The sequence below is a fragment of the Salegentibacter salarius genome, from assembly GCF_900168265.1.
In the GTDB taxonomy this organism is placed as follows: Bacteria; Bacteroidota; Bacteroidia; order Flavobacteriales; family Flavobacteriaceae; genus Salegentibacter; species Salegentibacter salarius.
In genome coordinates this window covers 1-13,040 of the sequence record NZ_FVZF01000025.1, presented here as the reverse complement: position 1 = coordinate 13,040, position 13,040 = coordinate 1, and the positions used below count along the sequence as shown (strand labels likewise).

Below are 13,040 nucleotides of genomic sequence, written 5' to 3'. Positions count from 1 at the left end.
TAGCTTATTAATTCCATTTATTTCCGCTTAAATTTTTCATAAAGAACTTAAAACTATGCTTACTTTTGAACTATGGATGAAAGTTTTGGAAAAGACGAAAAATTAAAGAGCAAAAAGCTCATAGATATATTATTTCAGGAAGGAAAATCGGTTAAAAAATATCCGCTAAAACTCATCTATCTTCCCATTACCAATCCTGAAATCAAGCATTTTAAAACCGGAGTTTCTGTCCCTAAAAAACTGGTAAAAACTGCTGTTGGCCGCAACCGTATTAAACGTTTGATGCGGGAAGCTTTCAGAAAAAATAAGTATCTTGTAACCAGCAACTTCACACAACCTTATGCTTTAATGTTTATCTACATTTCCAGAGAAGAAATTAGTCTGGAAAACCTAAATAAAGCAATGATAAAAGTAATGGAGAAGTTTAATGAATCGGAAAATAAAACAAGCTGAATTTCTATAAATCGGCTTAAATCACCTCAGAAAATTTAATCTCGGTTATCGAGCAAAAATACTGAAAAATGAAAAAGAAACTCATCAAAAAAATTGCGGTAATTTGTCTGGGTGGCACGCTAATATTCAGCAGTTTTGGCTTTAAATCTGATTTCTTTGAGATCGCCAAACAAATTGAAATCTTTACCACGCTTTTTAAGGAAATCAACATGAATTATGTTGAAGAAATCAATCCCGCCGCTTTAATGGATACCGCGATTAAAGCCATGCTGGCAGATTTGGATCCATATACCAATTACTGGAACGAACAGGATGTAGAAGCCGCAAGAATCAATAATTCCGGAGAATACAGCGGCATTGGTGCTACCGTGCAGGTTGTTGATAATACTTTGCTTATTATGGAACCTTATAAAAATTATCCCGCTGATAAAGCCGGATTAAAGGCCGGGGACGAAATTATTGAAGTCGAAGGAATAAAAGTAGCCGATTATACCGATGATGTTGGAGAATTACTAAATGGCTCACCAGATTCTCAGATCAATTTAAAATATAAACGCCAGGGAGAAATAAAAACAACCCAACTTACAAGGAGTGCTATTCAATTAAAAGCAGTCCCTTTTTATGAACTTTTAGACGAAAAAACCGGGTATATAGTGCTTTCTCGCTTTAACGCTAAAGCTTCTTCAGAAACAATAAGGGCGCTAAAAGATTTAAAAAACCAGGGTGCAGAGGAAATTATTCTGGATCTTAGAGGAAATCCCGGTGGTTTATTAACTGAAGCTATAAACGTGAGCAATATTTTCCTACCAAAAGGCGAATTGATCACAACCACCAAATCGGTTATAGAAAAATATAACAAAGCATACCAAACCCAAAAAGAACCTATAGATACGCAAATTCCCTTGGTGGTTTTAATCAACGGACGGAGTGCTTCTGCCAGTGAAATTGTAGCTGGTGCTATTCAGGATTTGGATAGAGGAGTGGTTGTAGGTGCCAGAAGCTTTGGAAAAGGCCTGGTACAGCGACCAAAAGAACTCGCTTATGGTACCCAGCTTAAGATTACTATTTCCCGTTATTATACACCAAGTGGAAGGTGTATTCAGGCTTTAAATTATGCCGAAAGAGATGAAGATGGGAAAGCGATAAAAAGAGCTGTAGAAGATTATAACGAGTTTAAAACCCGAAATGGACGTAGCGTTTTTGATGGCGGCGGAATTTCTCCCGATGTTAAACTGGAAACCTCAGAATACAGTAATATTACCAATGCGCTACTCGCACAGAATGCTATTTTTAATTTTGCTACAGAATATTATTATAAAAATGACTTGAAAGATCCTGAATCATTCGAGTTCACCGATGTAGATTTCAACAATTTCAAATCCTTCTTGAAAACCTCTAATTTCGACTATAAAACCGCTACAGAACAGGAACTTGAAGAACTCCTTACCATTGCTTCAAAAGAAGGTTATGAACAGGATATTCTAGGTCATTATAAAAGTATTTCCACTGAAATTGAAATTCAGAAGAAAAAAGAATTAGACGAAAAGAAACACAAAATAGTAAGCATTTTAACCGATGAGATTATTAAACGCTATTTCTATAAAGAAGGCTTGTATGAATACTACGTTGAAAACAATCCTGAAATATTAGAGGCTAAATCTATTTTAAACGATAGCCAGCGTTATTCAGAAATTTTGAGGTAGTATATCCCGCATTTTAAAGGCTTTTAAATGCTTCGGAAGTAAAATTCAATCTTTATATCTATTCTTATTTAACCATTGCAATATGCGGAATTCCATCTTCTAGATAGCCTTCGCCTATTTGCATAAAGCCATGGCTTTCGTAGAAATCGGTTAAATATTGTTGAGCAGAAAGTTTGATATTATCGGTTTTAAAACGCTCTTTAATAGCTTCTACAGAAGCTTTTAGAATAAGATGGCCATAAGCATTTTTACGTTCAGATTCTTTCACCACAACCCGCCCAATAGCGGCTTCGTCAAAATAGAATCCTTTATCAAAGCAGCGAGTGTAGGCAATTACTTTTCCATCCTTAACGCCTAAAATGTGTAATGCATTTTGATCTTTACCATCTATATCCTGGTAAACACAGTCCTGTTCTACCACAAAAACTTCAGACCGAAGTTGTAAAACCTGGTAAAGCTCTTCAAGACTAAGTTCATTGAAATTTTTAATAAGGATTTCCATATTTTTCTAATGAATATTTGTTCAGAAATAATAATATAAAAGACTGTTTAAAATGTTTTAAACAGTCTTTTATATACATTGATAATATCTCTAATTTTCAACCGGAATCTTATCTACTCTTTTTTGATGTCTTCCACCTTCAAAAGAAGTTTCAAGAAAGATTTTAACCATATCTACTGCCTGGTGTTCTGAAACAAAACGAGCTGGAATACTTAATACATTAGCATTGTTGTGTTCTCTAGCCAGTTTAGTGATCTCACCTGTCCAGCATAAAGCAGAACGCACACCCTGGTGTTTATTAGCGGTCATATTTGCACCATTCCCACTACCACAAATTATAATTCCAAAATCTACCTTTTGGTTTTCAACATCATCGGCTACGGGATGCACAAAATCTGGATAATCTACACTATCATCACTGTTAGTACCATAATTAATAACTTCTATACCCTTGTTTTTCAGGTAATCAACAACTTTTTTCTTGTATCCGGTACCGGCGTGATCGTTTCCTATTGCAATTTTCATAATTAAGGTTTTAGCTGCAGCAAAGGTAAAAAAACCACTTAGTAACATTGCTATTTTCAATTGTTAATTACTTTTTAAATAAGCTTATAAATCAAGGCTTTAGTATTGACATAGCATTGTGGATAAGCATTGATGAGAAACTGAGAAACTTATTTGTGGTATTGGATTTAAATTTCAATAGCAAAATATCTGCGAGTAAATCAAATTATAAGTCTGTTATTTTTAGAGAAGTTATCAGCATATAAAAACAGGTTGTGAACACTAAATTATTTTCTAATTATCCCGATTAGATATTAAGATTCGGTTATCAACTTTTGTTAAGTAAATATTAAAATACTAAGATTTCCAGTCTTTTAGAACTTTAGAAGTATGTTAATAAGTTGTTATCAAACTAAGCTAACTTAAAAACCAAGAAAAGCTTAAAAAAATTGTTCTACAAGTTAACAAGCTATAATAACCATCAGTTTTAATTTTTATAAAAAGAAGAAAAAAAGATAATTATATATAGTGTTAATAACATTGACTGATATCTTTTAAAATTGAAATTTGAGGCTTAGATTTTTAAATTAGAATCGTAAAAAAACTAAAGGGCTGAGAATGAATAAATTCGGGATTATAGATCTTTAAATAAAAAATAAGAAAATTAAAATACTGAAAAACAGTATTTTAAGTTAATTTAAATAATAAATTGTTTCTTCTGAATAACTTAGTGTGTGATCCATATATAACTGAGCAGACTTTACATTTACCTGGCTTTTCTTATTTAAAGAAGAGTTTATAGATGCGATAAAACCTATTAATCCAAAAAGGAAAATAAGAAAAAAAAGAAGCGATATTTTTTTAGCTTTATCCATAGTACTCAGATTATCAAGTATTACAAAGATGGAAATAAAGGATTCTATGAACCTTAAATTAAAATTAAGAAAAAATTAAGAATTAGATGTTTTCTTAATGGCTGAGAACCAAAAAAGAAGGGTTTTCCCCCAGCGCTAAAATAATGTTAAGTAAATGTTAAAATATTTTATAAGCAGATAATTTTCAGGACGCTTAACAAAACTTTAATCGCAAATAGGCTTCATGTAATGCAGAAGCCGTAATTTTATACTTTAAATATTGAAATGAGTAAAAAGAATAAAAATAAATCCCAACACCAGGGTAATCTTTCCAAAAGTATTTTAGATATCCTTAGAAAGGACGCGGGTAAAACCTTTAATCATAAGCAAATTGCCGCTAAGCTTGGCGTTAATGATGCTAATAGTAGAAATAATATTATTAAAAAATTAGCCCAATTAGCTGCAAAAAAGCAAATTGAAGAAGAGGGCCGCGGAAAATTTAAAATAGTTAAAAGCAACGATTATTACCGCGCAGTAATAGATATGACTACCAAAGGTTATGCTTATGCGATGGTAGACGAATTAGAAGACGATGTTTTTATCTCACCAAGAGATCTAAATACCGCTTTTAATGGAGACGAAGTAGAAATTTATATCTACAACCGCAAGCGCAATAAAAAATCTGAAGGAGAAGTAACTAAAATTTTAAATAGAAAAAGAACCGAATTTGTTGGGGTTCTTGATATGCAGAAGGATTTTGGTTTTGTGGTTATTGGAGATCCAAAAATGTATACCGATATTTTTGTTCAGAAGAACAAAATGGGAGAAGCAAAAGATGGCGATAAAGTTGTTGTTGAATTAGAAGAATGGCCGGAAAAAGCCGATTCTCCTTTTGGTAAAATTATACAGGTTCTTGGTACCCCGGGTGAACATCATACCGAGATTCATTCTATTCTGGCTCAATACGGTTTGCCGCATGAATTTCCGCAGGAAATAGAAGATTTTGCGAATCAAATTGATACTTCTATCCAGCCTGAAGAAATTAAAAAACGTCGTGATATGCGCGATGTTTTGACTTTTACCATAGATCCTGCAGATGCTAAAGATTTTGATGATGCTTTAAGTTTTCAAAAACTGGAAAACGGAAATGTAGAAGTCGGGATCCATATTGCCGATGTTTCACATTACCTGCAACCCGGGACAGTGCTGGACGACGAGGCTTACGAACGCGCAACTTCAGTTTATTTAGTAGATCGGGTGGTACCAATGTTACCGGAGGTTCTTTCTAATAATGCCTGTTCTTTAAGGCCTAATGAAGAAAAATATACCTTTTCAGCAGTTTTTGAAATCGATAAAAATACCAAAGTGGTGAATGAGTGGTTCGGGAGAACGGTTACTTATTCTGATGCGAGATTCGCTTACGAAGAAGCTCAGCAAATAATTGAGACTGAAAAAGGTGATATTCCTGAAGATATTTCTATCCAGAATAAAGCTTATACGGCTAAAGATGAAATTGTTGATGCTGTTTTAACTATGAATTCAATGGCTAAAAAGATGCGTTCTACCAGGATGCGTCAGGGTGCGATTTCTTTTGATAAAGTGGAAGTTAAATTTCAATTAGATGAAGAAAACGAACCTGTTGGTGTTTACTTTAAAACAGCTAAAGATGCCAATAAACTTATTGAAGAGTTTATGCTTTTAGCTAACCGAAAAGTGGCTGAATTTATAGGAAAAAAAGATGAAAAGAAGACTTTTATTTATCGTTGTCACGATGAACCTGATGAAGAAAAACTGGTTTCTTTAAACAGTCTTGTTTCCAGGTTTGGCCACGGTTTAAATCTTAAAAACCGGAAAACCGTATCTTCATCTTTAAATCAATTACTACAGGATGTTCAGGGAAAAAAGGAACAGAATTTAGTAGATACGCTAGCCATTAGAACGATGAGCAAAGCTTATTACGGCACCGAGAATATTGGACACTACGGTTTAGCTTTCGATTATTACTCGCATTTTACCTCGCCAATTAGAAGATATCCAGATGTTATGGTACATAGATTATTGCAGCGTTATCTGGATGGACAGCCTTCAGCTAAAGAAGATGAATACGACGAAAAATGTCACCACAGTAGTGAAATGGAAAATCTTTCTACTAATGCCGAAAGGGATTCTATTAAGTACATGCAGGTAAAATTTATGCAAGATCACCAGGATAGAGAATTTATTGGGGTGATTTCCGGGGTAACAGATTTCGGAATTTTTGTGGAAATTGTAGAGAATAAATGTGAAGGAATGATTCGCCTGCGAGATATTAAAGGCGATCATTATGATTTTGATGCTGATAATTATGCCATTGTAGGTAGAAAAACTAAAAAGGTTTATCAGCTTGGTGACGAGGTAATTGTAAAAGTGAAGAATGCCGATTTAGTGAAAAGACACTTAGATTTTACCTTGATTGGTAAAAAGGAAGATTAAGAACTTTTTAAATCAATTAGAGATGAAAAAATATTTTTTTGCACTGTTTTTAATGAGTGTGGGAATGCTTAGCGCTCAGGAATTAACTCAGGATTTGGGTGACTTCAACGAAATTAAGGTTTATAATGGTTTAGATGTAATTTTAAAGGAAGCTAATCAAAATAAAGCCATAGTTACCGGTGAAAATAGAACCGATGTAAAATTTAAGATGGATAATGGAGTTCTAAAAGTGAGAATGAGCATTGATGAAATTCTCGATAATGATAATACTCAAATCACTATTCAGTTTATAAAACTTGATAAAATTGATGCCCGCCAAAATGCTTCTATTAAGGTGGATTCTAAACTTAAGCAGGAATCTCTGCATTTAAATGCTTCTGAAGGAGCCGATATTTTTGCTGATGTAAATCTTAGTAATCTTTATGTAGATGCTAATACAGGCGCCGAAATAGAAGTAGAAGGAAAAACGGAAGACCAGGAAATAAGTATCAATACCGGCGGAAAATTATTCGCTAAAAATCTAAAATCTACAAATACTATAATTAGCATAAAAGCAGGCGGAGTTGCCGATATTACAGCTAATGGTAGGGTAGAAGCAAAGGTTAGGGCCGGGGGCACCGTAAATGTTTATGGCAATCCTAAGACCTTAGACCAAAATACCCTGTTTGGCGGCAAAGTAATTAGAAAAAACTAAAAGTCTACATTTGTAAAATAATACAATTGTATGTTTCAGGATGTATTAGCAGCCCTACCACTAGGTCTTTTTTTAGCTTTTTTATTAGGTCCGGTTTTCTTCGTATTACTGGAAACCGCTGCTATAAAAGGATTTAGAGCTGCTTTTGCTTTCGATCTTGGAGTGATCCTCGCAGATATTATATTTCTTTTTATTGCTTATTTAAGTACCACAAAATTACTTTCCCGTATTAAAGACGATCCTGCTTTGTTTCTATTTGGCGGAATGATTCTGGCTACATACGGTGTTATGAGCTTTGTACAGACTAAAAAAGTGCTTAGGCAGGACGATGACACCCCAGAGATTAGAAAGCTCAGCAAAAGCGATTATTTTGGATTAGCGGTAAAAGGTTTTCTACTGAATTTTATCAATATTGGCGTACTTGGTTTCTGGCTGGGATTAATTATTGTTTTCGGCCCAAAACTGGATATGGAACAGGATAGAATAATGGTTTTCTTCGGAAGTGTTTTAGGAACTTATCTCGTTTTAGATGTTTTTAAAATTTTACTCGCCAAAAAATTGAACCGAAAACTTACCCCAAACCGAATCTATCTTATGAAAAAGGGAATAAGTATAATGCTTATCGTTTTTGGCGGAATGCTAATTTTCCAGGGAGTCTTTCCTAACCAGGTTGATGGAATTAAAGATCAAATTGAAACGATCACTCCCAACGATACCATTAAGAATTAAGCAAAAATTTAAAAGTATTAAAGTTATATGGGGTTCCTGAAACTTCAGGAGACCTGAGACACTATTCAGTTTTTAAATAATATAAACCTTGAATTTAACGCATAAAAAAAGCCCCTTTAAAAAAGGAGCTTTTTGAGGCATCGAGCGGATTCGAACCGCTGTACAAGGTTTTGCAGACCTCTGCCTAGCCACTCGGCCACGATGCCCTATTTTGGGGTTGGCAAATGTAATAAAAAATTTAGCTTTAAAAAATAAAAGACTTGCAGCAATTTATGATTTTAAGTTTTAGCGTGATTTACTTCTAATAACGCTAACCATAGCCACGTTTCCACCAATAGGCGGATTAATCTTAGATACTTCAACTTTAACCTTTTGAACTAAAATTATTTCATCTAAAACCCGTTTTAGGATACGTTCGGCAACAGCTTCCAGAAGTTTAGACCTAATAGCCATTTCTTCCTTTACAATTTTGTTTAAATGCACATAATCTATGGTATCTGCCAGCGCATCTGTTTTGGCAGAGTGAGACAGATCTCCTTTAACTTTAAGGTTTACACGATAATCGCTTCCTATTTTGCCTTCTTCATCAAGACAACCGTGATAGGCAAAAACCTTGATATTTTTTAATTTTATATTTCCCAAAAGATTGTTTTTTTACTCGATAATCGAGATTTGTATGTTCTGTAATATCTTGGAAACTTACTCCAGGATAGTTTACAAAGATAGGTTTGCAGGTTCTTTATTTCAATTTATTAATGAATAAGTTTATCGCCAATAATTCCTATTAAAAATCCCAGGTTTGCCCCTAATGCCGGTAGCCAGGTCTTTTTCAGCTTTACACTTGGTGCAATATCCTGGAAAATAAGGTACAAAATTCCACCACTGGCAAAAGTCATAATTCCTGCGGTGACCTGGGGCAAATCACTAAGCAAATAGAAGCCGGTAGTAGCACCAATTATACCCATAAAACTTAATAAAAACAGGATGCTAAGTGCTTTTTTTGGTTTAAATGTATTAGCGGTTAGATCCTGGTAAGAATTAAAAGATTCCGGTAGATTTTGGAGCCCGATAAAAACAGCCAGTAGAATTCCGGTTTTTCTATCGGTGGCAAAAATAGCTCCCAGCGCAAGTGCTTCAGGAATAAAATCAAGTAACATCGCTATAAGCTGTGAATATTTACTGCCCGATTTTTCTATTTTCTTATCCAAAAAGAAGAAAATCAAGGTTCCTGCAGCGAAACACAACATTAACGGTAAAAGCTCCAATTCTTCAATGCCCTTAGGAATCAAAACCAGGGCAAGTGCGGCAAGAATAATACCGCCACCAAAGGCAATTACAAAATGATTAATTTCCTTTTTGTGTTTATTTCCGCTAAATTCTTTTCCGAAGAAATAAGATAATAATCCACCAAAAAATACGGTAATTCCTGAAAAAGCAGAGTAAAGTATAATTAAAAGAACTTCTGGCATAATAGATTTTTAGCTGATATATTATGAAAGATAAATATATTATTTCTTGTTTTGGAAAGCTTGGGCTATGCGATCTAATTTTTGGTAACTTTGCGCTTTATTCCTGTAAAATGGGGAATAATCCAAAATATTCGAATTTATAAATAATTGTCTGATTTTAACCTTCTAATCCTGGAGGTTCTTGATATATTAAATTATGGCTGAAGAAAAAAGACCACTCAATTTTATTGAGCAAATTATAGAAGAAGACCTTCAAAATACCCACAAAAGGGAAGAATTAAAATTCAGGTTCCCGCCAGAACCTAATGGTTACCTGCATATTGGGCACGCCTCTTCTATTTGTCTCAATTTTGGTTTGGGAGAAAAATATAATGCACCTGTAAATCTTCGATTTGACGATACAAATCCTATAAAAGAAGAGCAGGAATTTGTAGATGCCATTAAAGAAGACGTTTTATGGCTTGGCTTTAAATGGGAAAAGGAATGTTATGCTTCAGATTATTTTCAGCAGTTGTACGACTGGGCCGTGGAAATGATTAAGAATGGAGATGCTTATGTAGACAGCCAAACTTCAGAAGAAATAGCTATGCAAAAAGGAACTCCTACCGAACCCGGAAAGGAAAGCCCGTATAGAAAACGTTCTGTAGAAGAAAACCTGGACCTGTTTGAGAAGATGAAAAACGGGGAAACTCCAGAACGTGGACACGTTTTGAGAGCTAAAATAAATATGGAATCTCCAAATATGCTTATGCGGGATCCTGTTATGTATCGCTGTTTACACAAGAGTCACCACCGCACCAAAGATAACTGGAAGATTTACCCAATGTACGATTGGGCGCATGGCGAAAGTGATTTTATAGAAAGTATTTCACATTCTTTCTGTACGCTTGAATTTTTACCGCACCGTGAATTATATAACTGGTTTGTAGAAAAGGTAAGTAAGGAAGGCGAATTAAAGCCAAAACAACGTGAATTTGCCCGTAGAAACTTAAGCCATACTGTAGTTAGTAAACGTAAACTGATGCAACTGGTGGAGAAAGGCGTGGTTAATTCCTGGGACGATCCCAGAATGCCTACAATTTCCGGTCTTAGACGAAGAGGTTATACTCCTAATGCTATAAGGAAATTTGCCGATTCTATAGGAGTTGGGAAACGAGAGAATATGATAGACGTTGCGCATTTAGAATTTTGCGCCCGGGAAGATCTTAATAAAACAGCTCCAAGAGTTATGGGCGTTTTAGATCCTGTAAAATTGGTGATTACCAATTACGAAGAAGGAAAAGAAGAGTGGTTAGAAGCAGAAAATAACCCGGAAGATGAATCAGCTGGCAGTAGAGAAATCCCATTTTCAAGGGAACTTTATATTGAAAAGGAAGATTTTAAGGAAAGCGCCAACAGAAAATTTTTCAGGTTAACCCTGGGGAAAGAAGTGAGATTAAAGAACGCTTATATTATTAAAGGGGAAGAAGTAGTAAAGGATTCCGAAGGAAATATTACCGAAATCCATTGTACTTACGATCCTAAAAGTAAGAGTGGAAGCGGTACCGAAGAATCTATGCGAAAAGTGAAAGGAACCTTACACTGGGTATCTGCTAAACACGCTTTGGAAACCGAAATAAGGCTTTACGATCGCTTATTTAGCGTAGAAAATCCGGATGGAGATAAGGAAAAGGACTATATGGAATTTGTAAACCCAGAGTCTTTAGAAGTGATTACAGGATATGTTGAACCAAGTTTAAAATCGGCAGGAGTTCAGGATAAATTTCAGTTTCAACGCATAGGATATTTCTGTGTAGATAAAGAATCTAAAGAGGGACAACCTATATTTAATCGTACGGTAACACTAAGGGATTCCTGGGCAAAGAAGAAATAAGCTGTTCTTCATTTGGTTAAGTGGCTTTTTAAGAATATTTTAGTAAAGGATTTTAACATATTAACCGGTTATTAACAGCATACCCTTAATCCATCTTGTATATTTGGATTTAGTATTAACTTAACTAATAAAAACTATTATGGCGAATACAGGAAGTACACTATTAGCATTAATTACCGGAGCTGCAATTGGAGCAGGAGTAGGTTTATTATATGCTCCAGATAGCGGTGAAAAAACCCGTAAAAAATTAAAAGATGAGTCTAAAAAGGCTCAGGATAAATTGAATAAAAAGTATACTGAAACTTCTTCTAATTTAACTGAAAAAGCTAAGCAAGCTCGTGTAGATTTTGAAACACGTTTAGAAGAAACACTTTCTTCAGCCAGCCACAAGGCAGATGATATCCTTACTGCAATGGAAACGAAATTGGAAGAGCTTAGAAAGCAGAACGCCAAACTACAAAAAGAAGGCGATAGCGGAGACAAAGGTAAACCTAACAAAGCAGTAGTATAGAAACATATTTATGGCATTTGAAAAATTATCCAGGAGTATTGATGAGTTAAATTATAATTTAAAGGCATTCGCCCACAGCAATACCGAATATTATAAACTCCAATTCTTTAAATCTGCTATGAAGGGGGCCATTGGTCTCGTTCAGGGTTTATTGTTGGGTATATTTTTCATTTTTGCTTTAATATTGGTCTCTGTAGCCCTGGCTATTGTTATTAGCGAGGCTATAGGTACGCCGTCTTCAGGTTACTTTATTGTTGGTGGATTCTATTTTTTACTATTCCTCCTTGTTCTTATTTTCGGAAAAAAACCCATTGAAAAGTTACTTTTGGTAAAAGTTTCAAGAAAATTTTTTAACGACTAATCACTATGAAGGAATACAGTTCATTTAAAGAAATAGATAGGGATCTAAAAATCCTGAAACTTCAAACTAAAATCGACCAGGAAGAGATAAAATTAAATGTGGAGCGGACTAAAAGCGCTTTATCGCCATTATCTCTTGCCGGAAGTATGGTAGGATCAATTTTACAAAAAGCCTTTATCCTTAAAGCTGTAACAAAGCTTACCGGTTTAAAAAAGGTAACTGCTAAAGTAAAAGGCTAAAAGACTTCTTATAAATATATTATAAGGGTTTGAAAGTTTGTTTTTTAAATCAAACGTCATTCTGAATTTATTTCAGAATCTAACATTTTAGAACTCCGAACAAATTTCGGAACAGGTTCTGAAACAAGTTAGTTCAGGTTGGCGCAGATAGAAAATAAACCTTCAAACCTTTTTTTATTTACACAGGAATAGGTTTTAATTATTTCCTTTTCGAATCATCCTGATTCTTTTTCTCCTGTTCAATTTCTTCGTTTTTCTTACGCATAGCTTCTCCAATCTGGTTAGAAGCCGTAAAAGAAGCCACCATATTATTTAGCATATCGCTGCCGGCCTGGGGCGAATGATCATCCCCCAAAAATTAGGACAGTAAGTTAAGTTCAAAAATAACCTTAATTTTACTGTATTATGACACGAAGAAAATTCACATCCAAGTTTAAAACGAAAGTAGTCCTTGAAGCCTTGAAGGAGCGGCAAACTGTCAAGGAGCTTGCACAAAAATTTGAAATCACCCCTCAGCAAATAGGTGCCTGGAAACGCGATTTCCTTAAGGAGGCCGATACTGTTTTTTCCAAGGGTGAAAAATCAAAAAAATCGGAAGCAGAGGAAAAGAAAGACCAGCTTCTTAAAGTCATTGGGGAGCTTAAAGTGGAGAATGATTTTTTAAAAAATGCCTTGC

General features: G+C 34.7%; 14 protein-coding genes, 1 tRNA gene and 1 pseudogene. 10 read left to right on the top strand and 6 right to left on the bottom strand.

Annotated elements, in window-relative coordinates; all coding sequences use genetic code 11:
• Positions 1-72 precede the first annotated feature (72 nt).
• Entirely contained in the window at positions 73-453 is a 381-nt protein-coding gene (rnpA, locus tag B5440_RS12790) for a ribonuclease P protein component (RefSeq protein WP_070054215.1), read from the top strand.
• A gap of 68 nt (positions 454-521) precedes the next feature.
• The gene (locus tag B5440_RS12785; RefSeq protein ID WP_070054216.1) at positions 522-2,156 is read left to right on the top strand and encodes a S41 family peptidase; all 1,635 of its coding nucleotides are present in this window, start codon (positions 522-524) and stop codon (positions 2,154-2,156) included.
• 64 nt (positions 2,157-2,220) lie between these two features.
• Here B5440_RS12785 and B5440_RS12780 read toward each other — a convergent pair whose 3' ends face one another.
• Complete coding sequence (locus tag B5440_RS12780; protein WP_070054217.1) at positions 2,221-2,658, bottom strand: GNAT family N-acetyltransferase; 438 nt, start codon at positions 2,656-2,658, stop codon at positions 2,221-2,223.
• 90 nt (positions 2,659-2,748) lie between these two features.
• Positions 2,749-3,183, bottom strand: a complete 435-nt coding sequence (rpiB, locus tag B5440_RS12775; RefSeq protein ID WP_057481062.1) for a ribose 5-phosphate isomerase B — start codon at positions 3,181-3,183, stop codon at positions 2,749-2,751.
• 1,118 nt (positions 3,184-4,301) lie between these two features.
• Between rpiB and rnr the strand changes: the two genes are divergently transcribed.
• The 3 genes from rnr to B5440_RS12750 are packed head-to-tail and all read left to right on the top strand — an operon-like array spanning position 4,302 to position 7,911.
• On the top strand, positions 4,302-6,488 hold the full coding sequence (rnr, locus tag B5440_RS12760; RefSeq protein WP_070054218.1) for a ribonuclease R: 2,187 nt from the start codon (positions 4,302-4,304) through the stop codon (positions 6,486-6,488).
• Positions 6,489-6,510: 22 nt separating this feature from the next.
• Positions 6,511-7,182, top strand: coding sequence for a head GIN domain-containing protein (locus B5440_RS12755; RefSeq protein WP_070054227.1), 672 nt, complete (start codon positions 6,511-6,513; stop codon positions 7,180-7,182).
• Positions 7,183-7,212: 30 nt separating this feature from the next.
• Positions 7,213-7,911, top strand: coding sequence for a LysE family translocator (locus tag B5440_RS12750; protein WP_070054219.1), 699 nt, complete (start codon positions 7,213-7,215; stop codon positions 7,909-7,911).
• A gap of 135 nt (positions 7,912-8,046) precedes the next feature.
• Here B5440_RS12750 and B5440_RS12745 read toward each other — a convergent pair.
• The 3 genes from B5440_RS12745 to B5440_RS12735 all read right to left on the bottom strand — a co-directional run bounded on the left by B5440_RS12745 (position 8,047) and on the right by B5440_RS12735 (position 9,380).
• Positions 8,047-8,117 (bottom strand) — tRNA-Cys (locus B5440_RS12745).
• 79 nt (positions 8,118-8,196) lie between these two features.
• Positions 8,197-8,553: a dihydroneopterin aldolase gene (gene folB / locus B5440_RS12740; RefSeq protein WP_070054220.1), complete on the bottom strand. Its 357-nt coding sequence runs from the start codon at positions 8,551-8,553 to the stop codon at positions 8,197-8,199.
• Between the two features lie 110 nt (positions 8,554-8,663).
• Complete coding sequence (locus B5440_RS12735) at positions 8,664-9,380, bottom strand: ZIP family metal transporter (RefSeq protein WP_070054221.1); 717 nt, start codon at positions 9,378-9,380, stop codon at positions 8,664-8,666.
• A gap of 196 nt (positions 9,381-9,576) precedes the next feature.
• Between B5440_RS12735 and B5440_RS12730 the strand changes: the two genes are divergently transcribed.
• The 4 genes from B5440_RS12730 (at position 9,577) to B5440_RS12715 (ending at position 12,364) form a co-directional block, all read left to right on the top strand.
• Positions 9,577-11,253 carry a glutamine--tRNA ligase/YqeY domain fusion protein gene (locus tag B5440_RS12730; RefSeq protein ID WP_070054222.1) on the top strand — a complete coding sequence of 559 codons (1,677 nt, stop codon included), beginning with the start codon at positions 9,577-9,579 and terminating at the stop codon, positions 11,251-11,253.
• A 139-nt stretch (positions 11,254-11,392) separates the two neighbouring features.
• Entirely contained in the window at positions 11,393-11,764 is a 372-nt protein-coding gene (locus B5440_RS12725; protein ID WP_057480919.1) for a YtxH domain-containing protein, read from the top strand.
• Positions 11,765-11,774: 10 nt separating this feature from the next.
• The gene (locus tag B5440_RS12720) at positions 11,775-12,125 is read left to right on the top strand and encodes a phage holin family protein (RefSeq protein ID WP_070054223.1); all 351 of its coding nucleotides are present in this window, start codon (positions 11,775-11,777) and stop codon (positions 12,123-12,125) included.
• Positions 12,126-12,130: 5 nt separating this feature from the next.
• Complete coding sequence (locus tag B5440_RS12715) at positions 12,131-12,364, top strand: DUF6327 family protein (RefSeq protein WP_070054224.1); 234 nt, start codon at positions 12,131-12,133, stop codon at positions 12,362-12,364.
• 199 nt (positions 12,365-12,563) lie between these two features.
• Here the strand turns inward: B5440_RS12715 and B5440_RS15510 are convergent.
• Positions 12,564-12,707: pseudogene (locus B5440_RS15510) on the bottom strand (SPFH domain-containing protein); the annotation flags it as partial.
• Between the two features lie 62 nt (positions 12,708-12,769).
• Between B5440_RS15510 and B5440_RS12710 the strand changes: the two are divergent.
• The coding region (locus B5440_RS12710) for a transposase (RefSeq protein WP_143533312.1) at positions 12,770-13,040 on the top strand (271 nt) is incomplete at its 3' end.

What these genes read in the sequence shown, in the direction of transcription:
- B5440_RS12725 (WP_057480919.1), top strand. Translation starts at nt 11,393, where the DNA reads ATGGCGAATACAGGAAGTACACTATTAGCATTAATTACCGGAGCTGCA.
- rpiB (WP_057481062.1), bottom strand. Translation starts at nt 3,183, where the DNA reads ATGAAAATTGCAATAGGAAACGATCACGCCGGTACCGGATACAAGAAA.
- B5440_RS12780 (WP_070054217.1), bottom strand. Translation starts at nt 2,658, where the DNA reads ATGGAAATCCTTATTAAAAATTTCAATGAACTTAGTCTTGAAGAGCTT.
- rnr (WP_070054218.1), top strand. Translation starts at nt 4,302, where the DNA reads ATGAGTAAAAAGAATAAAAATAAATCCCAACACCAGGGTAATCTTTCC.
- B5440_RS12750 (WP_070054219.1), top strand. Translation starts at nt 7,213, where the DNA reads ATGTTTCAGGATGTATTAGCAGCCCTACCACTAGGTCTTTTTTTAGCT.
- B5440_RS12755 (WP_070054227.1), top strand. Translation starts at nt 6,511, where the DNA reads ATGAAAAAATATTTTTTTGCACTGTTTTTAATGAGTGTGGGAATGCTT.
- B5440_RS12715 (WP_070054224.1), top strand. Translation starts at nt 12,131, where the DNA reads ATGAAGGAATACAGTTCATTTAAAGAAATAGATAGGGATCTAAAAATC.
- rnpA (WP_070054215.1), top strand. Translation starts at nt 73, where the DNA reads ATGGATGAAAGTTTTGGAAAAGACGAAAAATTAAAGAGCAAAAAGCTC.
- B5440_RS12735 (WP_070054221.1), bottom strand. Translation starts at nt 9,380, where the DNA reads ATGCCAGAAGTTCTTTTAATTATACTTTACTCTGCTTTTTCAGGAATT.
- B5440_RS12785 (WP_070054216.1), top strand. Translation starts at nt 522, where the DNA reads ATGAAAAAGAAACTCATCAAAAAAATTGCGGTAATTTGTCTGGGTGGC.
- B5440_RS12720 (WP_070054223.1), top strand. Translation starts at nt 11,775, where the DNA reads ATGGCATTTGAAAAATTATCCAGGAGTATTGATGAGTTAAATTATAAT.
- B5440_RS12730 (WP_070054222.1), top strand. Translation starts at nt 9,577, where the DNA reads ATGGCTGAAGAAAAAAGACCACTCAATTTTATTGAGCAAATTATAGAA.